22 protein-coding genes and 1 tRNA gene are annotated in these 21,522 nt (G+C 42.1%); 19 read left to right on the top strand and 4 right to left on the bottom strand.

Annotated features, from left to right (window positions below; genetic code table 11):
- Positions 1 to 81: 81 nt before the first annotated feature.
- Positions 82 to 882: a M15 family metallopeptidase gene (locus H6H03_RS30850; protein WP_190958884.1), complete on the bottom strand. Its 801-nt coding sequence runs from the start codon at positions 880 to 882 to the stop codon at positions 82 to 84.
- Positions 883 to 984: 102 nt separating this feature from the next.
- Here H6H03_RS30850 and H6H03_RS30855 point away from each other — a divergent pair, with 102 nt between their 5' ends.
- The gene (locus H6H03_RS30855) at positions 985 to 1,902 is read left to right on the top strand and encodes an AEC family transporter (protein WP_190958855.1); all 918 of its coding nucleotides are present in this window, start codon (positions 985 to 987) and stop codon (positions 1,900 to 1,902) included.
- A gap of 131 nt (positions 1,903 to 2,033) precedes the next feature.
- On the opposite strand, the gene H6H03_RS30860 is transcribed toward H6H03_RS30855, so the two are convergent.
- Positions 2,034 to 2,546 carry a phosphoribosyltransferase gene (locus tag H6H03_RS30860; RefSeq protein WP_190958856.1) on the bottom strand — a complete coding sequence of 171 codons (513 nt, stop codon included), beginning with the start codon at positions 2,544 to 2,546 and terminating at the stop codon, positions 2,034 to 2,036.
- 72 nt (positions 2,547 to 2,618) lie between these two features.
- On the opposite strand from H6H03_RS30860, the gene H6H03_RS30865 reads away from it, so the two are divergent.
- The 4 genes from H6H03_RS30865 to H6H03_RS30880 all read left to right on the top strand — a co-directional run bounded on the left by H6H03_RS30865 (position 2,619) and on the right by H6H03_RS30880 (position 8,528).
- Positions 2,619 to 4,073, top strand: coding sequence for an MFS transporter (locus tag H6H03_RS30865; protein WP_190958857.1), 1,455 nt, complete (start codon positions 2,619 to 2,621; stop codon positions 4,071 to 4,073).
- A gap of 153 nt (positions 4,074 to 4,226) precedes the next feature.
- A complete protein-coding gene (locus tag H6H03_RS30870) occupies positions 4,227 to 7,265 on the top strand; it encodes a GAF domain-containing sensor histidine kinase (RefSeq protein ID WP_190958858.1) in 3,039 nt (1,012 codons plus the stop codon).
- A gap of 23 nt (positions 7,266 to 7,288) precedes the next feature.
- Positions 7,289 to 8,452, top strand: a complete 1,164-nt coding sequence (locus H6H03_RS30875) for an SDR family NAD(P)-dependent oxidoreductase (RefSeq protein WP_190958859.1) — start codon at positions 7,289 to 7,291, stop codon at positions 8,450 to 8,452.
- Positions 8,453 to 8,457: 5 nt separating this feature from the next.
- Positions 8,458 to 8,528, top strand: a tRNA-Gly gene (locus H6H03_RS30880).
- Positions 8,529 to 8,771: 243 nt separating this feature from the next.
- Here the strand turns inward: H6H03_RS30880 and H6H03_RS30885 are convergent.
- The gene (locus tag H6H03_RS30885) at positions 8,772 to 9,266 is read right to left on the bottom strand and encodes a hypothetical protein (protein ID WP_190958860.1); all 495 of its coding nucleotides are present in this window, start codon (positions 9,264 to 9,266) and stop codon (positions 8,772 to 8,774) included.
- A 214-nt stretch (positions 9,267 to 9,480) separates the two neighbouring features.
- Between H6H03_RS30885 and H6H03_RS30890 the strand changes: the two genes are divergently transcribed.
- The 14 genes from H6H03_RS30890 (at position 9,481) to H6H03_RS30955 (ending at position 20,222) form a co-directional block, all read left to right on the top strand.
- Positions 9,481 to 10,113: a response regulator gene (locus H6H03_RS30890; protein ID WP_190958861.1), complete on the top strand. Its 633-nt coding sequence runs from the start codon at positions 9,481 to 9,483 to the stop codon at positions 10,111 to 10,113.
- A 341-nt stretch (positions 10,114 to 10,454) separates the two neighbouring features.
- Complete coding sequence (locus H6H03_RS30895; RefSeq protein WP_190958862.1) at positions 10,455 to 11,015, top strand: DsbA family protein; 561 nt, start codon at positions 10,455 to 10,457, stop codon at positions 11,013 to 11,015.
- 16 nt (positions 11,016 to 11,031) lie between these two features.
- Entirely contained in the window at positions 11,032 to 11,679 is a 648-nt protein-coding gene (locus tag H6H03_RS30900) for an NADPH-dependent F420 reductase (protein ID WP_190958863.1), read from the top strand.
- Positions 11,680 to 11,771: 92 nt separating this feature from the next.
- A complete protein-coding gene (locus tag H6H03_RS30905) occupies positions 11,772 to 11,945 on the top strand; it encodes a hypothetical protein (protein WP_190958864.1) in 174 nt (57 codons plus the stop codon).
- Positions 11,929 to 12,645 carry an SDR family oxidoreductase gene (locus tag H6H03_RS30910; protein ID WP_190958865.1) on the top strand — a complete coding sequence of 239 codons (717 nt, stop codon included), beginning with the start codon at positions 11,929 to 11,931 and terminating at the stop codon, positions 12,643 to 12,645. The genes H6H03_RS30905 and H6H03_RS30910 overlap by 17 nt, the downstream gene beginning before the upstream one ends.
- 68 nt (positions 12,646 to 12,713) lie before the next feature.
- Complete coding sequence (locus H6H03_RS30915) at positions 12,714 to 12,860, top strand: SDR family oxidoreductase (RefSeq protein WP_313931968.1); 147 nt, start codon at positions 12,714 to 12,716, stop codon at positions 12,858 to 12,860.
- A gap of 56 nt (positions 12,861 to 12,916) precedes the next feature.
- A complete protein-coding gene (locus tag H6H03_RS30920; protein WP_190958867.1) occupies positions 12,917 to 13,363 on the top strand; it encodes a DUF6640 family protein in 447 nt (148 codons plus the stop codon).
- Between the two features lie 7 nt (positions 13,364 to 13,370).
- The gene (locus tag H6H03_RS30925) at positions 13,371 to 14,192 is read left to right on the top strand and encodes a nickel/cobalt transporter (RefSeq protein ID WP_242058069.1); all 822 of its coding nucleotides are present in this window, start codon (positions 13,371 to 13,373) and stop codon (positions 14,190 to 14,192) included.
- 111 nt (positions 14,193 to 14,303) lie between these two features.
- A complete protein-coding gene (locus H6H03_RS30930; RefSeq protein WP_190958868.1) occupies positions 14,304 to 15,980 on the top strand; it encodes an alpha/beta hydrolase in 1,677 nt (558 codons plus the stop codon).
- A gap of 138 nt (positions 15,981 to 16,118) precedes the next feature.
- Complete coding sequence (locus H6H03_RS30935) at positions 16,119 to 16,409, top strand: antibiotic biosynthesis monooxygenase family protein (RefSeq protein ID WP_313931967.1); 291 nt, start codon at positions 16,119 to 16,121, stop codon at positions 16,407 to 16,409.
- Between the two features lie 41 nt (positions 16,410 to 16,450).
- Positions 16,451 to 18,022, top strand: coding sequence for an iron uptake porin (locus H6H03_RS30940; protein WP_190958870.1), 1,572 nt, complete (start codon positions 16,451 to 16,453; stop codon positions 18,020 to 18,022).
- 18 nt (positions 18,023 to 18,040) lie between these two features.
- Positions 18,041 to 18,607 (top strand): antibiotic biosynthesis monooxygenase, encoded by a 567-nt coding sequence (locus H6H03_RS30945; RefSeq protein ID WP_199339146.1) that lies wholly within the window; start codon positions 18,041 to 18,043, stop codon positions 18,605 to 18,607.
- A 50-nt stretch (positions 18,608 to 18,657) separates the two neighbouring features.
- Complete coding sequence (locus H6H03_RS30950) at positions 18,658 to 19,767, top strand: alkene reductase (RefSeq protein WP_190958871.1); 1,110 nt, start codon at positions 18,658 to 18,660, stop codon at positions 19,765 to 19,767.
- A 311-nt stretch (positions 19,768 to 20,078) separates the two neighbouring features.
- A complete protein-coding gene (locus tag H6H03_RS30955; RefSeq protein WP_190958872.1) occupies positions 20,079 to 20,222 on the top strand; it encodes a hypothetical protein in 144 nt (47 codons plus the stop codon).
- A gap of 185 nt (positions 20,223 to 20,407) precedes the next feature.
- On the opposite strand, the gene rtcA is transcribed toward H6H03_RS30955, so the two are convergent.
- Entirely contained in the window at positions 20,408 to 21,454 is a 1,047-nt protein-coding gene (gene rtcA / locus H6H03_RS30960) for an RNA 3'-terminal phosphate cyclase (RefSeq protein WP_190958887.1), read from the bottom strand.
- Positions 21,455 to 21,522 lie beyond the last annotated feature (68 nt).

The raw sequence follows: 21,522 nt of genomic DNA on the forward strand, positions 1-21,522 counted from the left end.
CCAAGAAACCTGAAATAAAAGTAAATTTCGGCACTTGAGGATAAAAAAAACGCTCATTCGGCTTTGAGCGTAGATAAAGTTTTATTTAGCTATTGGGGTGGGTTTTAAATTTCTGGCTCTATAGAATGTTTCCAAACTATCGCGATCGCCAACAAAACGCCAGTGCCAAGGTTCGTAACTCACGCCTTGAACATTATTTTTGGGAAAGGATATTTCAAAACCAAAACGCGCTGCATTTGCTTGTAGCCACTGATAAGCTTTGGTATTTTCAAAGTTAGTTTGGAGATTAGTTGCTGGTGCTGCACCGTCTCCAATATCCACAGCATAACCTGTGTGATGTTCGCTGTGGCCTGGAGGAGCGCTGAGGGCAGCTCGTTGTGCTGGTGTTTGATTTCGCTGGGCACTGACACCAAAAAATAATTGCTCTTGGTCTTTAACCGAGCGAAAACCAGAAATTGGCACCAAAATTACATTTGCACTCCGCGCTGTTGCTACCATCTCCTGAAATTTTTGGGCAGCAGTTTTCCGCATTCTAATGCCCCTATTTCCGGAAATGGTTACTAGTTCTGATTCAGGCGCTTGTGGATATGCCAGATGCCCCAACAGAGTATTGTTGGAATTATTGGATGCTGGGGGAGTTGCAGGAGCAGAACTAATTGGTGAAGGTTCCGAATTAACAGTTTTTCTCGGCGTAGTGAGGAAAAACAAAAAACCGCTTATTAAAGCCAGCAGCAAAAAGCCTGCTACTCCCCCAATCAGTAAAATTTGGGGCTGCAACCACACCTTCGGTGTTGCAACAGGAGTATCGCGTATAGCCACTGGAATATCATCAGGGTCGGGTGATGAATTTTGCAGTTTTTTAGAAAACCCAGCTTTCTTCAAGGGAAAACTCCTGTTTTGTGGGATAGCCATAACAGATTTTGTAGTGGACAAAAAGTATAAGTAACAGGTAGCATTTTACATTGGTGGTTCTTAGGTGCAATTTTGACAAACCTTTTAGAACTATACGTCAAGCTGGGAGGATTGGTACTGGTAGGTTTTATTTTGGGACGCAAACTACCTGTAAGGGTTCCTACCCATTTAGGACGGTTTCTTTATTGGGTGGGAGTACCCATAAGCATAGTATCTTTTTTGCGTCAATCCAGCTTGTCGGCACAGATTTGGATTGCACCCGCGATCGCTTACCTAGCCATTCTACTCGGTGCTTTTTTAGGTTGGGTAGGCATTAAAGCACAAGCTCATTTTAGAAAGACCGTTCCCCAAGCGCCAACTCAGGCTAGCTTCCTCCTAACGGCAATGTTCGGTAATACAGGCTTTCTCGGCTTTCCCATCACCTTAGCAATGGTAGGCAAGGAATACTTTGCTTGGGCGTTATTTTATGATTTGTTAGGTTCCTTCCCAGGAAGTTATGGCTTGGGTGTATTCCTAGCAGCGCGTTTTGGCGGTGGCGTCCAGAATCATTGGCACACAGTTAAAGCCATATTAATTAATCCTGGTCTGTGGAGTTTTGGATTTGGATTACTGTTTCGAGAAGTGGCAATTCCCACTTTTGTAGAATTGTTCCTAGAAAAATTGGCTTGGACTATCCTAGCTTTATCTTTAGTGTTAATTGGAATGCGATTAGCACTGCTTAATTCTTGGCGCAGCCTACCACAAGCAAGCATGAGCTTGGGTATCAAAATGCTATTAGTTCCATTAATCTTGGGCAGTATCCTACCACTATTTGGATTAACGGGTTCCACAGCTAAGGTAATAGTGCTGCAAATGGCTATGCCTCCAGCTTTCGCCACACTAGTAATTGCTGAGGCATTTAATCTCGATCGCGATTTGGCAGTAACAGCATTAGCCAGTGGAGTCATCCTATTGCTGGTTACTCTACCGATTTGGCTGTGGCTGTTTTGATTTAGGGATTGGGCATTGGGTATGGGGCATTGGGCATGGGAAAAGAGGAGGCAGAAGTTCTTTAATGCGTGAATTTTGTTAGCGCAGCGTTAGCGAGTCCGCGAGCGTCATTTTGAATTGATTTGTCTCCCTCATCTCCTCATCACCTTAGCCGCAAGTTCAGCGATGTTCATATTCTCGTAGTGTTCAAAGGGTTGGTGAATCCAGGGGTTATCGGGTAGGTAATCAACGTAGTAATCGGGTGCTATAACTGAACAGGCTTTATACCACAGTACGGCTGTGCGGATTTCTTCAATGGCAAAATCTGTATTTTGTTTTAGCCAAGGAATAGTTTGCTGGAGTGTAATTCCGGAGTCTACTAAGTCATCAACTAAAAGAATGTGCGAACCTAACTTTTCAGTGGTCATCGTCAAGTGGCGGGACAAAATTAAATTACTTCTTTGTTGCTTAGAGCCGCTGTAAGATGAGGTTGCTAAAATTGCCAGGGGTTTATCGTATATCCGGGAAAGAATATCTCCAACTCGTAGTCCTCCTCTGGCAAGACAAATAATTTGGTTAAATTGCCAACCTGATTCATAAATCTGAATAGCCAGTTGTTCAATTTTTTGGTGATAATCTGACCAAGAAACATAAAGGTCTGGCATAAATCTTAGGGAATTGGTAAACAGCTACTATTGAAGGCAAACGCAAACATTTTAGTATGAGGACAAGTTATTATGAATGATTCTGTTGCTGATGGTGATGCCCAACGAAATCCTTTAAATGAAAAACTGGATTTTAAAACAAAATTGGCTTACGGTGCAGGAGATTTAGGCCCGGCCATTACTGCAAATATCTCTGTGTTTTTTCTGCTGGTTTTTTTTACTAATGTTGCTGGTATTCCAGCGGGTTTAGCTGGCAGTATTTTGATGATTGGCAAAATTTGGGATGGCGTAAACGATCCGGTTGTCGGCTTTTTGACTGATAAAACTAAATCTCGTCGCTGGGGTCGTCGTCTTCCTTGGATGTTTTATGGAGCAATTCCCTTTGGATTATTCTTTTTCTTGCAATGGATTGTACCGCAATTTAGTGCAAACCAGAGTAATAATATTTGGCCGTTATTTTGGTATTACGTAGCGATTGGGGTGGTATCTCAGGCGTTTTACACTGTTGTGAATTTGCCCTATACGGCCATGACTCCGGAATTAACTCAAGATTATGACGAACGCACCAGCCTTAACAGCTATCGCTTTACATTTTCTATTGGTGGTAGCATTTTGTCTTTGATTTTAACGCAGATTGTTTTTTCTCGAATTAGCGATCGCCAACAACAATATCTCGTTTTAGCAGCAATTTCTACAATAATTTCGATTTTAGGATTATATTGGTGCGTTTTTGGAGTCCGCAAGCGGATTCTCGCTTTTGAAGCCAAACGCATCCAAATCGAAGAACCTCCATCTCTTCCCTTCTTTGAACAGTTAAAAATTGTTTTCAGTAACCGACCTTTTTTATTTGTTATTGGTATATATCTTTTTTCTTGGCTAGGCGTGCAAGTCACAGCCAGCATTATTCCCTATTTTGTAGTGGATTGTATGCGCCTCAAGGAATCAGATGTTCCCACGGTAATGATTGCAGTCCAAGGAACTGCTTTGGTGATGCTATTTGTCTGGGGTGAATTAAGCAAAAAAGTTGGCAAAAAAGTTGTTTATTTTCTGGGAATGAGTTTGTGGATTATAGCTGGTGCAGGATTATTTTTCTTGCAACCCGGTCAAATTTTGTTGATGTATTTTATGGCTGTGATGGCAGGTGTTGGCGTATCGACAGCTTATCTAATTCCCTGGTCGATGATTCCAGATGTGATTGAATTAGATGAACTGCAAACCGGACAACGCAGAGAAGGCATTTTTTATGGCTTCATGGTTTTGCTACAAAAATTCGGTTTAGCTTTCGGGCTATTTTTAGTAGGAAATGCGTTGCAAGTAGCTGGTTTTAAAGCCGCTGTCGCTGGACAAACTACACTACCTACTCAACCAGAATCAGCACTATTAGCTATTCGGATTGCTGTTGGCCCCATACCAACAATTTGTTTGATTTTTGGCTTAGTTTTAACTTATTTTTATCCAATTACCCGCGAGATGCACGCTGAAATTATGCTGAAACTCAAACAACGTCAAGAAAACAGAGGCAGATAATCCCTGTTCCCTTGCTTCCATAGAGGAACTTGCTTTAGACAAAGGGTATTTTTCTATAATTTGGCTTAATTCCAGCTAATTTGTCATGATAAGTTTAATAATTGAACTAAAACTTATCCAACAAGCTTGCTCTTAGTGCCAGGAGACTCTACTGTGCAAAAAGCGGAATTAGAGAATGCTCAACAACTACCGCAGATTGAACTAAGATCTTACCAATTTCCGCAAGCCCAGGAACCTTTACTGCCTGCCGAACAAGCACGAGTCGCAGAACTCGAAGCGCAAAACCGTCTTTTAGAAAATCGCGATCGCATTTTAGAAGCCACCACAACAGCTGCCAATGCTTTACTCACCATAGACAACTTCGATGAAGCAGTGAATACTGCCTTGAAAATAATTGGCGAAAGTTTGGATTGCGATCGCGTTTCGGTAATCGAGAATTTTGACCATCCATCTAAACCCTTACACTGCTGGAAGATTTTATACGAATGGGATTCACCTCATACGGTATCCCAAATCACTCATCCCTATGAAGCTCAAGGAAGCTATGAAGAGGGCGGGATTTGGGAATGGTATGAGCGAATTCATCAAGGAAACAGCATCAGCTATCTTCTAGAGGAAATGCCTGAGCCGTTTCGTAGTGGGCAAGCTGCACTCGGTGTCAAGGTATTACATGTTGTTCCGATTTTTGTCGAAGGTCAGTGCTGGGGAGTATTTGGTTTTGATGACTGTCGCGAAGCAAAACGCCGGGGGTCGGCGGAACTAGCCTTACTCAAAACCGTAGCCGCTTGTATTGGGAGTGCAATTGCACGTCAACGCATTCAGCAAGCCGAACAAAAACGCACCGTAGAACTGGCAAAATTAAATCAAGAATTGCAACAGCGCGATCGCTTACTTTCTGTAGTTGCCCAAGTCACTAAAAATTTGTTGGAAACTGAGGATATTGATGTTGCAATTCCAACAGCCTTACAAGCGATCGGGGAAGTAGCAAATATGAGCCGCGTCCAATTAATCCTCGAACGCCAAAACCCAACCACACAAAAATTACAGCACTGGGTGACCTATGAGTGGGTAGCTGAGGGAATTACCCCTCAAATCAATCATCTGACTATGGCAGCGATCGACAATGATGATGCCGAAGTCATCGTCACACAACTGTATGCAGGTCGTTCTATTTGGCGTATAGTTGACCATTTGCCGGATACCATCAGAATGCAGTTTGAATCTCTTGGTATTAAATCCTCTGGAGGAGTTCCATTATTCATTGAAGGGCGTTATATCGGCTGTGTTGCCTTCGATGATTGCCTTACCCCTCGTCACTGGAGTCAGCAAGAGATTGATGTACTCACCACTGCTGCTGAGGGCATTGGAGCAGCTTTACACCGCAAACAGTTAGTTGAACGCCTGATTGTAGAACGCGCCAGAGCTGGTGAAGAACGAGTTGCAGAACTGTCTAAAGCCAACACAGCACTCAAAAATAGTCTCGATCGCCTTGCTGCTGACTCCGAACTTGATACCTTTCTCGGTCATGCGATCTTAGAAATTAAACACCAACTAAGTGCCCAAGCGGCACATTTATTCCTCTACGATCCTCCCTCCCATACGCTGCGGTTGCATTTGGGTTCTGAAACAGATGAAGTACTGCCTAAAAATCAACTACAAGACATCGAGCCTTTCCTAGATCCCATTCCAGCAGATATTACTGGTGCTTGGAAAATCATGGTACAAACAAAACAACCGCTGGAATTTGGAATTTGGGAAAATGCTCATCCAGAACACTGGCCTGTAGCCTTGGAGTGGCATCGCAGACGAGGACATCAGACAGCTATGTGTATTCCTCTGATGTTGGGTGACATCGCCTTGGGTTTCTTGGGGTTATCATTCCAGCAAAAAGCTACCTTGAAACCAGAAGATTTTGAATTGGCGCAAGCCTTGGCACATCAAGGAACACTAGCAATTCAATTGACTCGCTTAGCAGAAGAAGCAAAACAAGCCGCTATCCTCAAAGAACAAAAAAAAGCCGCAAAAGAACAGATTGCCGAATTAGTCAGAGCCAACGAATCACTGCGAGGCTGTGTAAATCGGCTGGCAGATGAACCAGACTTAGAAACATTTTGGGAACATATTCTGCTAGAAGCCTCCGCCCAAGCCAAATCCTATGCAGCCGCCCTGTTCCTCTACAACGAAACCTCGGATACAAAAGTTATGAAACGATATGTTCGAGATGGACAGGTAATTCCCATCAAAACGGCTGCTGAACTAGAACAATTTAGAGTGCCTGTAAAAGGTAATCTTCTTTCTTTTTGGAAAGAAGCACTTTTTAGAGGCGAGGCGATTTTCTTTAATTTAGATGACTGGAATCAACAGGTTGACTCTGCAATTCAATGGCATCGCAATCAAGGGCATCGCTCTATTGTCCGCGTGCCGTTGATTCTAGGTTCTCGCCCTCTGGGTTTTATTGGTTTGTGCTTCCGAGAGCCAAGGACTAGCTTGCCTCAAAATATTGAACTGATTATGGCGTTGGCACAACAAGCCACATTAGCGATTCATTTGACCTATTTAGCCGAACAAAGCCGCCAAACTGCGATTTTGGAAGAACGCAACCGCATGGCACGAGAAATCCACGATACCCTGGCTCAAGCCTTCACAGGCGTAATTGTCCAGTTGGGTGCTGCCTCTAGGATAGTTCCTAGTGAATTGGCAGAGGTGCAAGCACACATCACTCAGGCGCGGGATCTGGCTCGTGAAGGACTTGCCGAGGCACGGCATTCGGTGAATGCTTTGCGTCCCCAAATCTTAGAAACTAGCAATTTGTCTAAAGCTTTTAGTCGCTTCGCTGCCCAAATGTCTGTCTCTATTGATACGCAGATAAACTGTAATATTATTGGCGACATCTATCCCCTGTCGATAGACATCGAGAATAACTTACTACGCATTGGGCAAGAAGCATTGACAAACGCAATTAAATATGCACTCGCCAGTGAAATCAAAATTGAACTGGTGTACGAACCGACGCAATTTATTTTGCGAGTTAAAGATAATGGACAGGGATTTGATACAGATAGTTTGTCTACTGTTAAAGGCTTTGGGTTGATGGGTATCAAAGAACGCAGCGATCGCATTTGTGCCCATTTAACAATCCAAAGCATTCCAGGTGAGGGAACGGAAATTACAATATTAATTAATCGACAGTAGGCAATAATACGAAAAAATGATTAATGACCAAACCACCACGTTGTATTGTCTGCAAGACAACTTTTTTACAAGGTCATAGCTTTTACACTGGACTGTGCGTTGAGTGTGGAAATATTAACTTCAGTAAGCGTCACCAAACTGCTGATTTACGGGGTACGATCGCCCTTGTCACAGGAGCCAGGGTCAAGATTGGTTATGGGGTAGCGTTGAGACTGTTGCGAGATGGTGCCAGTGCGATCGTCACAAGCCGTTTTCCCCATGATGCGGCAAAAAGGTACGCAGCAGAGCCAGATTTTCTAGAATGGCAACATCGTTTGCAAATTTACGGACTCGATTTGCGCCATCTTCACAGTGTAGAGCAATTTACCCAACACATTTGCAAGTTTTACCCGCGACTCGACATTATTATCAATAATGCAGCGCAAACGGTACGTCGTCCACCTGTATTTTATCGTCATTTAATTGAGTTTGAATCGCTGTCTTTGGGGGAACTTCCGCCAGAAATACAAGTGTTAGTAGGTCATAATCACGCCGTGAGCGCTGAGAATCCTGCACTATTAGCTAATAAAGAAGAAGCGACATTTGTCGAAAATTCTGCTTTATTCTCGCAATTTCCTTTGATTACTGAAGATAGCATAGATAATTCGGTTTTTTTTCCTCAAGGAGCGTATACCGATGATGGGCAACAACTTGACTTACGTCCCTTTAATAGCTGGCTAATGAAGGATGACGAAGTTAGTATTTTAGAATTACTGGAAGTACATATAGTTAATGCGATCGCTCCATTTGTCATTAACAGTAGACTCAAACAATTAATGAGCAAGTACCAAGAAACTAATAAATACATCATTAATGTTTCTTCAATGGAAGGGCGATTTAACGATGTTAATAAACCTTGGCGGCATCCCCACACCAATATGGCAAAGGCCGCTCTCAATCAAATGACCCGTACCTGTGCCAAAGAATATGCCAAACATCGTATTTTTATGAATGCAGTAGACCCTGGATGGATTAGCTTCCAACACCCTTATCATGAAGCAAAATCTATGCAAGAACGTGGTCTTTATCCTCCCTTTGATATCAATGATGCGGCTGCACGCATTTGTGACCCCATTTATCTAGGAACTAATCAGGGTAAAACGCCTTTTGCTAAACTATTTAAGGATTATAAAGAAACAGATTGGTAATTTCTGGCAGTGTAGTTTAATGGTAAAACGTCCGTTTTCCAGACGGAAGACGACCGTTCGATCCGGTTCGCTGCCACAGCAACGTAGTTCAAACAGTAGAATTCCTTGGAGTACACCAGGAGATATGGGTGCAATTCCCGTCGTTGCCCTTTTTGCGAGAGTCTTTTAATCCAAAATCCAAAATCTAAAATTGGTATAACCCCGCAAAACCAAATCTGCAACTGCATATAGTTAATGCGATCGCTCCATTTATCACTTTAGATGATAGGCGCATATTGCAGGTCTTTTAAGTCTATTTATCTCATATTCCCTACAATATTCATTCCTGTGACCAAGGAGGTATAAATGAGTTAAAATCCTTAGATTGAAGTGGGCGATCCATCCATATCCAATTTTCCCAATCTTCGTCATCGATAGATAATATTTTCGCTCCCATTAGCTCACCTTGCTCATCATAAACTTCAATAAAATTACCACTATTATCCCAACCATCATCGACATAACCATTGATACAAATCGCGTAAGTTATATCTTTGTTGGCAGGTATCTTAAAAATACAAATGTAACTAGCAGCGTGTTTTGCATACCAAATATGTCGTTTAAAAGCACTCAAAACCCCTGTTGGAACTTCTTCTTTTAAACATGCTTTAGCAAATTCTTGAATGTTAATATTTTCATTTTTAAATGTATCTTGAGGCGTAAAACTAGCACTTCCTATTTCAAATTTTACTTGAAAAATCCGGCAAATATTATCTTCATAATTATTTTTAATTTTCTCTTCGTAAAACTGTCTAATTACTAATTTACTCTCCATACCAAACCTTTTTTACAATTGCCGTTAATATATGACTCAAGCTTATTCTACTGCTAAACTAATCCTGACAAGCGTCAGAATATTAGGATTCGTCTTTATACTCCGGGTGATTGAGGAATGGCTCAAAATAGCGATCGCCTGAGTCAAGAAATGTATCAATATTATAATGTCAGCAAATTTATAGTATCTAAAAGATAATCTTACTGACGAAGGTATGACCCTGCAAAACCCAATCCGCATCTTGATTGTTGACGATCATCCCGTTGTTCGCCAGGGTTTAGCCGCAATGATCGATCGCGAACCAGACATGGCAGTTGTCGGACAGGTTTGTAATGGACGTGAGGCAGTTGCAGCATTTCGTCAAAATCAACCCGATGTCACACTCATGGATTTGCGGATGCCAGAAATGGATGGAGTCGCAGCCATTACGGCCATCTGTAGCGAGTTTGAAAACTGCCGAATTATTGTGCTGACTACCTACGACGGTGACGAAGACATCTATCGCGGACTTAAAGCTGGGGCAAAAGGTTATTTACTCAAAGATGCTGAACCAGATGAACTACTGGCAGCCATTCGTGTTGTGAACGCAGGACAGAAGTACATTCCCGCTTCAGTGGGAGCCAAACTAGCAGAAAGGGTGGGTATACTGCAACTAAGCCCACGAGAACTAGAAGTAATCCGCCTCATGGCTACAGGAAAGACTAACCAAGAAATTGCTGCTGTTTTGCAGATATCAGAGGGTACTGTTAAGTATCACGTCAATAATATTTTGAGCAAATTGGGAGTTAGCGATCGCATTCAGGCAGTGATTACAGCCCTAAAGCGCGGAATTATCAGTCTTGAATGAAAATTTGATTTTTAAACGCAAAGTAGCACAGAGGTTCGCGCAAAGGAACGCAGAGTTTTAATAAGGACATAAAATGAGATTCTTCCACTCAGCACTGATAATTACCCTAGCCATAAGTTAAGGTAATTTCCTCATCTTGGGGTTAAGTAAATACTGACCTTTACATCTGCTAAAAAATTAAACTTTGGGATAGGGACAAAGTTTGGCTAATTTTATAGAGTAAACCCATATCTTGTAAGTGCAATATCAAAGCTTTAGCGCAGACATATCGAGCGGGAGGATTTGTCACAAGACTTTCACAGGCTTTAGAGCATTCTGATTTTCCTCCACAAAGGTTTTCCATGAATCAAACAAATAATAATAACAGATTGCTCGCACCAATTTCACAACACGATCACACTCAAGGATTGATGGATGCACCCATAGTGCTAGTTGAGTATGGCAATTATCAATGCCCTTATAGTAATGAAGCTCACAGAATTATCCAACAAATTCAAGACAAAATTGGCGACAAACTATACTTTGCATTTCGGCATTTTCCCCAGCCACAAATCTATCCCCAATCACAAAAAGCAGCTGAAGCAGCGGAAGTAGCTGCCGAACAGGGGAAATTTTGGCAAATGCACGATACTCTATTTAAGTGTCAAAATTTACTAAATAACGGTTATCTAGTAGAGTATGCCCATCAATTGGGACTCAACGTCCCCCAATTCCTGCGCGATATGACAAATCACATCTATGCTGAGCGTGTGGCTGAAAATTTTCAGAGTGGTATACGTAGTGGTGTCAAGAATACACCTGCATTTTTCATCAATAACTTCCGATATGAGAATCAATGTGATTTTGAAAGTCTTTTAGAAGCACTTCTCAAAGCAGAAAAGCGCTGCGATCGCAGACAGTAATTTATCAAGAAAACTAATGAAGATTGGCATTGTTGGCTCAGGAAACATGGGCGGGGGCTTAGGTAAGATTTGGGTCAAAGCCGGACACCAAGTTATTTTTTCCTACTCTAGAGATGAGAACAAGCTACGTCAACTAGCTGCATCGGCAGGTGAAAACGCAAAAGTGGGAACACCTGAAGAAGCAGTGTATGAAGGTGATGTAGTGATGCTGGCTGTATGGGTGCCTTCTTTAGAAGAAGTCATTCGTGCCGCAGGTTCTCTTGATGGCAAGATTATTATTACTTGCGTGAGCGGTTTGCAACCTGACTTCACCGGACAAACGATTGGGATAGCAACTAATTTAAAAACATCTGTTGCTGAGACAATCCAGCATTTTGCACCAAAGGCAAAAGTTGTTGAGGCATTTAACATTACTTTTGCAGAAATCATTGGTTCCGACTCTCGACAGTTTGGTGGCGATCGCCCCAGTATTTTTTATTGTGGTGATGACGCAGAAGCGAAAAAGGTCGTTGCTGGGTTAATTGAGGAATGTGGGTATGAAGCGGTAGACGCTGGAGAATTGCTGGTAGCCCGTTCCTTGGAAACTTTAGCAACCGCTTGGGTACAGTTTGCAGTCACAAGTAAATTATTTCCGAATCTGGGACTTAAGGCATTACGACGATAAGCAGTCCCACAGTACTGAAAGTTTTGTTTGAAACTGAAATCAGAGGTTCAAAATGACTCAAGTCGAACAAAATAGCGATCGCCCTCCGATTTATGAATGAAGGAATTGCCAAAGTTGATCTGAAAGTATTTGACGAAACCTTAGACTCGAATATTACAGCAACAACTGGCTTAAGTCCTGCCGCACCGATTCAAGAATTAGAAAACTACAAGCAAATCTTTATTCACCCTACAATCAGCAAACAAATCTATGGACTTAAAAAATAAAGTTGCTATCATCACAGGTGCTAGCAGTGGTATTGGCGAAGCAACGGCTTATGAATTAGATGCGGCAGGTATGAGCCTTGTAATTACTGCCAGAAATAAAGAGAAACTTCAACAACTTACTAGCAAACTCACCAATGCTACCTTTGTTGCCAGCGAAGTCACAGATCTGGACTTACCCAAAAGCTTATTAGAGGCGGCACTTAATTCCTTTGGTCGAGTAGATGCGCTGGTCAATAATGCTGGCGTCATGGTTGTTGGTACTGTTGAAACTATTGACATTGAAGAAATTTGTCAAATGGTTCGTATTAATGTAGAAGCTGCATTTCGCTTGGCATATTTTTTTGCAAAGCATTTTAAACAACAAAATAATGGGTTTATTATCAATCTTTCTAGCATTTCAGGGACAACCAACTATCCCACTATGGCGGCTTACTGCGGTACAAAACATGCCATTGAATCTTTCACCGATTGCCTACGCTTAGAATTAGCAGGCAGTGGAGTTGGTGTAGGCTGTATTGAACCAGGAAAAGTGGCAACAAACTTGTATCAGACTTGGACTGATGACCAAAAGCAAATGGTAGCAATTGAACAGCCGCTTGTTGCTTTTGATATTGCTAGAGGCATTCGTTTCATACTAGAACAACCAAGTAACGTAAATATTGGTCGTCTGTTAATCACACCAGCTCATCAGTCAGCGTAACTTCAAAAGTTGATTTATCCTAGCGATCGCTTATCCCAATCAGCAATACCCACAAATAAAAAACTGAGATACAGCAAGCGGTTAAAGGCTTTGTAATCAAGCGAATTATGACTCCTTATGAAATGGCAGAAGCTGTGATGTTTTTGGCTTCTAATCAAGCAACATCTTTGACAGGTATGGATTTAGATGTCACAGGTGGTTATTTAGCTCGTTAGCGTTCCCTTGCTTTGCCAGTGTTGAGTTTATTGTGTCCCACTTGAAGGTGAATACCATGTCAAAAGGAAAACTGAGCCGAATTTTACTCTCTGTGGTCATTGTGAATACAGCCGTGGTTTCTGTGGCTGTAGATTGGAACGCCAGCCATATCTTTAACCCGACTTGGGTACCTCATGCTCGGTTTCATGATGTCGTGATGTTGTGGCTACTGAGTTGTTTATCAGCGATCGCACTTTGGTTGCTGTGGCGGCGTTCGGCAGAGCCACAAGTCAGCACGACTGTAGCAACTTTGGTTCCGATGCTTTTCTGGGCACCATTTTTCTTCACAACTTTATTGGTTCCTGGCACTAGCTTAAGTGCAATGCCTGATGAGCCTCTACCCATAATTGCTGGGATAACAATATATCCCAATGTTGTAATTGCTACTATCAACGAAATCTTAGCCGGAATTGGTTATTGGCTCTACCGCAGCCATAACGAGACTTTTAAAGCAGAAATATAACTAACCTATGCTTCTATTCCATCGCCAATGGATGTCTTACTTTTGGGCAATATTAACAGGAATATTTGTCTTATTCATGGCAAAACCCGCCATTGCTCACATTGGACATGGTGAATTTTTTACCAAAACACTGATTCATCAACAGTTAACTCCTACTTTGATGATTACCGGATTTGGCATCGCCTTTGTATTTGGAGCCGGACATGCCCTTTCACCCGGACATGGTAAAACAATGGTGGCTGCCTATCTTGTAGGTTCCCAGGGAACGCCAAAACAGGCAATTTTATTGGGTTTGGTTACAACTATTACTCATACACTGGGAGTTTTTATTCTGGGAATTGTGGCATTGGTGGCTTCACAATATATCGTCCCAGAAACCCTTTATCCGATTCTCAGTTTAGTTAGTGGTCTAACTGTCTGTGGAGTAGGGTTTTGGTTGCTCGATCGCCGTCTTTATGCCCACGAACATACTCATGAAGACCACCATCATGACCATCACCATCACCATCACCAACCAAGCAAATCCGTCACAAACCGATCGCTAATTGCATTGGGTATTGCGGGGGGAATTGTACCCTGTCCATCGGCGCTGGTTTTGTTGTTGAGTGCGATCGCTTTACATCAAGCTGCTTATGGAGTGATGTTGATTAGTGCGTTTAGCTTGGGATTAGCATCAGTGTTAGTAGCCATCGGGTTGTTTGTCGTGTATGCCCATCAATGGATAGATCGCTTCCCCAATAGTGCTAAATTGCTGCAAAATTTATCGATGGTTGGTGCTGTTGTTGTGATTGTGACAGGTGCAGCATTGACAGCGATCGCTGTGATTTAGAGCAATCGCAGTTTAGCGCATAAACCGATCCCAAAACAAAAGGCTTTCTTTGCCTATTACCTTTTCCCTCCTATATCTACAACCTCATAAATTCCATTCCATCAATTTCTCATGTGGAAAAAAACTCTTTGTTACTTTTTTGGCATCAGCTCCAGTATTGCCATTACTACCCCTACATTAGGAGCAGACCGCATTCAATTTAATTATCCGCCTTTTGGTGACTTTGAGATTGCCACACAAGATTTAGAAGTGTTTGCTAACGAAGGAAAAATTACTAAAGACTTTGCTTTTTATGCAAATCGTACTCAGCCAGAACAATTAGCTCAGATGCGAGAATTTTTGAAAACTAAATTTCAAATTTCGCCTACTGTTATCTCCCAATTTACTTATTCTCCCATTGGCGAAAAAATGCTGCAACGTTTAGGAGAATTACTACAAACACAAAATAGAATAAATGGTTTTTACGCTCTGCGTTCTGCTTTAATCTTGTCTGCTGCCAGTCCTGAAGGATTGAGTGTGATTAATATTATTAAAAACTATTCTAGTCCTAGTATTCGGCTCAATTTTTCAGAAAGTATACAGACAATAGGGCAACTATCTCAACTGTTACAAAAAAGAGATATAGTTGTTTCTGAAATCCAAAAAATAGCAACTCAAGAAGCTGCCAATGTTCCACCGATAGATTTTGCCCAAAAACCAGATATTCGTCAACGTGGTGAATTTAATTCTACGAAAATTACCTTAACCTTACACGATCGCTCTCGTGATGGAAAGTCAAAAACTGTTTTAGAACGGAAATATGATGTTGATGTTTACTTACCACAACCCAAATCAGCGATCGCACCAGAACCTTACCGCGTAATTGTGATTTCTCACGGTTTAGCAGAAGACCGCAGTAGTTTTGTATATATAGCTGAACACCTAGCATCATACGGTTTTGCCGTGGCTGCTCTCGATCATCCTGTTGCTAACTCAAAACAATTTCAAAAATTTTTAACAGGAATCGCTAGTCCTCCCCAACCCACAGAATTAATTGACCGTCCTTTAGATGTCAAGTATGTTTTAGATGAACTGCAACGTCTGAACGAAACTGATTCAAGATTTAAAAATAAATTAAACGTGCAACAAGTTGGTTTAATAGGACATTCACTCGGCGGTTATACAGCTTTAGCATTGGCTGGAGGAAGTTTTGATTTTGCAAAAATTCGCCAAGAATGTAATCCCAATCGTTCTTTAAATATTTCTACATTTTTACAATGTCGCGCCAACGACCTCAAACCTAATAACTATTTGATCGAAGACGATCGCATCAAAGCAATTATGCTGATGAATCCTTTAAATAGTGTTTTGTTTGGAAAACAAGGCCTCAGTAAAATAACAATCCCTGTAATGATGGTAGCTGGGAGTCAAGATATATTTACTCCCGCAGTTCCCGAACAAATTCAACCTTTTTCTCAATTACCCAGCAAAGATAAATACTTAGCACTCATTGAAAATGCCACTCACTTTTCTGTACAATCAGACTTACCAAGCAGTGAAACAGTTATTCCTGTACCACAAGGATTGCTGGGGCCTGATAGAAAAAGTGTCTATTCTTATATGAATAGTTTGGGAGTAGCTTTTTTCCAAACTCATCTTAGCGATCGCCAAGAATACAAGCCTTATATAACTGCTTCCTATGCTCAATTTATTAGCCAAGCGCCCACAAATTTAAGCTTAGTAAACTCGGATAGTGAAAAAGTAATATCCCAAGTTTTAAATCGAGTTTATCAAACTCCATCGAATTAAAAACTTCAAAAAAAATTGACCGTTGACACTTCGCAGTCAACAGTCAATAACTTTAAGTGGAATAATTTACTTTTTGGAGTTTCGTTAATAGTTAGACAGAAAATCGTCTTCAAAATTTCCAATTTTATGATTACTTTCGTGAACATTTTTACTGTCAATCCTGGCAAGCAGGAAGATGCATTTGAACGCATTCAACAGATTTATACAGAAGTGGTGCAGTATCAGCCTGGTTTTTTGGATGCTCAGTTACTTAAAAGTGACGATGGTTCCAAAGTTGCGGCAATTGCTCACTGGGAATCAGCAGATCAACTCGCCGCCTTGAGGCAGCATCCCCGATTTCAAGAACTTCACGACGAGGGGTTCTATGAAGCGATCGCTAAGGTTGAACCTCACGTTTACAGTAGCACTTTTAAAATAATTCGTAATTGATAATACTTCTAGTTCAACGGTTTATCTCTTTCAATTCTGCAATGCTCAAACTCATGACGCTGCTATTTGTCAGCAGTATGTCCATTATTGCTAGTCCGATGATTTCAAATGCGCTGCCTTCAAAGGAAACGCTCTCCAGCCAGTTAAAAATAGAAACATCTCAAATCACTTCTGTTAGTCAATTCTTGGATGTGCAACCAACAGATTGGGCATTTCAAGCACTGCGATCGCTCATTGAACAATACGGTGTTATTTCGGGTTATCCAGATGGTACATATCGAGGCAATCAAGCAATTAGTCGATATGAATTTGCGGCAGGATTAAATGCAGTTTTAGAGCAAATTAATAGACTTGTTGCCCAGGGAAAAGCAAATCTTATTTCCCAAGAAGACTTAGCAGTATTGCAGCGACTTCAAGCAGAATTTAAGGCAGAATTAACTAAGTTAACAGAGCAAGTAAATCAGTTAGAAACTCGCTCTAGCAAATTAGAGGCAAATCAGTTTTCTACAACAACAAAACTAGCAGGTCAAGTCATCTTGGCCATGAATGCAGGTGGGTTTGATAGCGATGGCATTATTGCTCCTAGAGGCGCTCAGATTACTGAAAATGACCCAAATGCAACTTTAATTTACAGAGTTACCCTCAACCTGAACACTAGTTTTACAGGTAAGGATTTACTACAAGTTAGATTGGTGACTGGCAGTGACGGTGCTGATGATAATGCAGCTGGCTTTCTTGAACCCAACTTAGGCAGTACTCTAGAATTTTCAATTCCCGGTCGAAATGGAGAATTGAGTATTGCTCGCCTTTATTACACTTTTCCTTTATTTGATGATGTGAGTGTAACCCTCGGCCCATCAATTACAGCCCCTGATTTTGTAGACAAAAATCGTTATGCTAGCGTCAGTTTTTTAGATTTTTCTACCCAAGCTTTAGTCAATAACTTCATCCTATTTCCTAGAGCCAGAGGCGCCGGTGCTGTTATTGCTTGGAATCCAGGTAGAGGTGCTTTACATTTACGAGCAGTATACATTGCTGGAGATCCAGAAAACACTCTCCCAGAAAATGCTCAAGTTTTTGGAGGTGGTAGACCTGAAGATATTCGACTATTTCCTGTCGGTGGTGGAGGAGCCGATGGAGGCTTATTTGGCGATCCTTATCAAGGAGTTATTGAATTAGAATATGCGCCGAATAAAGCCTTGGGTGTGCGTCTGCAATATAGTGGCGGTAGAGTTTTTGGTAGTGATTTTGATGCTTTAGGGGTGAATTTTGAACTAGCATTGAGCGATCGCTTGGGTATATTTGGGCGATATGGCTATGGTTCTTATCCCAACACAACGGTAGGAGATATTAACCCTAACTATTGGATGGTAGGGTTAGCATTTCCAAACTTATTTGTTGAGCGAGCGATCGCCGGAATTGCCATCGGTCAGCCATTCATTGAAAATGCAGTGGGAAACGCCACTCAGACAAATTTTGAAGGCTTTTATAATTTTCCACTCAACGACCAAATCCGAATTACACCCTTGATACAGGTGATTAATAATCCTGGGAATCAAGACTCAAACGGCACCATTATCACAGGCACAGTGCGGACTGTTTTTTCATTTTGAGAATTAAGAAAAGAGCCAATGGAACAAATTAAACAACCCATCAATTTAGCCCCCGGAGTTATTGCGATCGCTCATCGAGTCAAACCAGGATTAGAAGTTGCATTTGAAGAAGCTACACGCGGAGTAATTCTGGCAGCTAGCACATTCCCCGGCTATATAGGAAGTGATGTGCTATACCCCACCACAAAACGAGGTCAGTGGCAGCTAATTCTACGATTTGACACCCCTGAACACTTGCGAGAGTGGGAAGAATCTCCGATCTGTCAAGGTTGGATTGCGCGAGCTGAGGCCTTGACTATAGATCGCCCTAGAGTTATGCGTGTCAACTGCCTTGAAGCTTGGTTTGCCTTACCAGAAATACCTATTGCGCCACCACCACCGAAATGGAAGACTGCAATTGTCAGTGCAGTGGGTCTTTATCCAGTAATTTCTTTCATGCCTGGTTTCCTCAGACCAATTACCAGTGCGCTACCTGTTTGGCTAGCTAACTTGGTGAACATTAGTATCATGATGCCGTTGATGACTTGGGTGGTCATGCCCCAAGTGACACGCCTGTTTAAAGGCTGGCTCTATCCATCTAAGTAGAAACACAAAATATCGTATTTCTAAAGCAACATTCACACTCAATAATACCAATGACTCAACTAACTAGCACCGATTTATTTTCTCCTGTCCACCTTGGCCCTTATATACTCCCAAATCGAATTGTTATGGCACCCATGACCCGTAATCGGGCTGGTGCTGGCAATGCGCCAACGCCAATCAATGCCACCTATTATGCCCAACGCGCCACGGCTGGGCTGATTGTTAGCGAAGGTTCACAAGTATCACCACAAGGTTTTGGTTACCCAGCAACACCGGGAATTCATTCCCCAGAGCAGATTGCAGGCTGGCAGCTGGTGACAGATGCGGTGCATAATGCAGGTGGGCGCATCTTTTTGCAACTATGGCATACAGGGCGAATTTCTCACCCATCTTTGCAACCAGATGGAGCATTACCCGTGGCTCCTTCGGCGATCGCACCTGCTGGGAATGCGATGACTTATACAGGTAATCAACCTTTTGTCACCCCTCGCGCTTTAGAAACAGAGGAAATTCCTGATGTTGTCGATCAGTTCCGCCAGGGAGCTAAGAATGCCCTGGCTGCTGGATTTGATGGTGTGGAAATTCACGGAGCCTTCGGGTATCTAATCGATCAATTTCTTCAAGATGGTACTAATCAACGCAGCGATATGTATGGTGGTTCCATTAAAAATCGCGCCCGATTTTTGTTAGAAGTGGTGGAAGCCGTGACTGATGTTTGGGGTGCAAATCGTGTGGGTATTAAACTTTCCCCCAGCAACACATTTAACGATATTCATGACTCAGATCCTAAGGCTACATTTAGCTATGCGATCGCTGCACTCAACTCTTTTGAATTAGGATATCTTCACCTCATGGAACCAACACCAGCAGATATCCGGCATGGAGGCAAGCCAATTCCTGTTTCTGAGTTTCGTCCTCTTTATGCATACACCCTAATTGCCAATGGTGGATATGACAGAGAAAAGGGAAATGCAGCGATCGCAAATGGTGATGCTGACTTAGTTTCTTTTGGTGCCTTATTCCTTGCCAATCCAGATTTACCAGAACGCCTGCGGTTAAATACAGCACTCAACGAACCCGATCGTAACACCTTCTATGGGGGTGATGAGAAAGGTTATACAGACTATCCATTCCTGTATCCGACAACAATTATCCATTGATTGTAGTTGGTAATATTGTGTCGGGTTAAAGACTTATAAAACTCGCTTGGCTCATTTCCACTTTTGGAAATGGGACAAATTTCTATTTTGCTGAATACCTCAGACATAATTCTATTAATGAGGTATCACAATATTGATTTTGATTTTTATAGTAATACGATTTCTTTGTGAGGCTGCGCCAAATTCTCTAAGCTTTCTTTCTTCTTTCTTTGTGTCCTTTGCGCCCTTTGCGGTTCGTTCCTTATATACTTCGGCGCATCTTCATACAGAATTGGTATAAGTATTATGTAATATACCAATTCTCTGTGAAGATGCACTTTATTTTTAAAACGAACCGCCAAGAACGCCAAGAGCGCCAAGGTAAGAGTTTGAGAGAGTTTGGCGCAGCTTCACAAAGAAACGGTATTAGAGAAGAACGCCAAGAAAATAGCAACAAGAGAGATCAAATTATTTAGTGCAAGTTTATAGAGAATTGTTATATAGCAGTCCTAAATCATTTGTGAAAATTATATATCTCTTCCTTCTTTCTTATCTTTGCGTCCTTGGCATCCTTGGCGGTAGCCTGCGGCAAGCCGCTCCGCGTCTACGTTTCCCTATCCATATTTTTCACGACTCATTTAGGATTGCTATAGTACTTATTTCATTTAATCAAACTCTTTACAGACACTCTTTTCTCAAGTTCATCTACCTTAATCTGCGCTAATCCAAACTGTTGAATTACTCCAGCATTGGTAGTCAAATGAGTACTCACCTCGGCTACTCGATAATGACTTTCTTGTGAGGCTAAAGCAGCTGGCAATAATAACTGATCTGCTAAGTGTTCATCTACTGGTGCGCCTGTGTGATGAAACTCAAGTAGTTGCTGACAAGCAATTTCCGCAACTGTTTCGGCTGATAACCGCAAACGCCCAAAGCCACCAAAACCAGCTAGGCTATTTTGATACTCAGCAGTGAGGAAAATACCCGCGCCTGGTGCAACACCTTTTTCTCGTGATGCTTGCACAGCAACTTTTAAATGCGCTTCTCTTAACAAATTTTCGGCACGATTGGCCATGCGTTGGGGAATGTGGGAAGGTAATTCTGTTACCACAGCAACTCCGCGCACTTGCTGTAAAGTCCCCCGTTCCAACAAATCAATCCCACGGAGTTGACAACCACCAGTAACTTGCAATTCTAGTTCTCCGCCACCTTGGGGATACCAACCCCAAGCGCCTAATTTGACTTTTGCTTCTACTCCCATACGTTGCAATATCCGCAGATAAACTTGCTCAATGTATGTGACTGTGGGGCTAAAGTTCACATGAGTTCCACCTTTGAGTGTTACCTGGGAATTGCCGGGTGCTAGTGCTAAAGGCAGGAGAATTGTCTGGAGAATCAGAGCGATCGCACCCGCAGAACCACTAGGTTGTGCTTTACTAACATCAAAGGCATAAGTTCCAGGTTGCACAGCACTACCTGGGATAAATTCCAGCTGCATTGAACCCAAAGCATCACCCCATAGTTGGGCATTACAAATTCTAGCTGCGGCACGAACAGCTGTTAAATGCTGCGGTGCTAATCCTGGCTTTTTGCGTCCGGCGCGAATACCTGTAATTCGTATCGGTTCGCCAGTGATAGCGGCTAGACTTAAGGAAGTGCGAAGAACTTGTCCGCCTCCCTCTCCGTAAGAACCATCAATTTCAATCATGGGTGATTTTGGAATGTTGTTTTGGGTTCTGCCCACGGAATATTTGGAATTCCGAATTCAGAATTCAG

The organism is Nostoc paludosum FACHB-159 (assembly GCF_014698835.1).
GTDB classification, from domain to species: domain Bacteria; phylum Cyanobacteriota; class Cyanobacteriia; order Cyanobacteriales; family Nostocaceae; genus Nostoc; species Nostoc paludosum.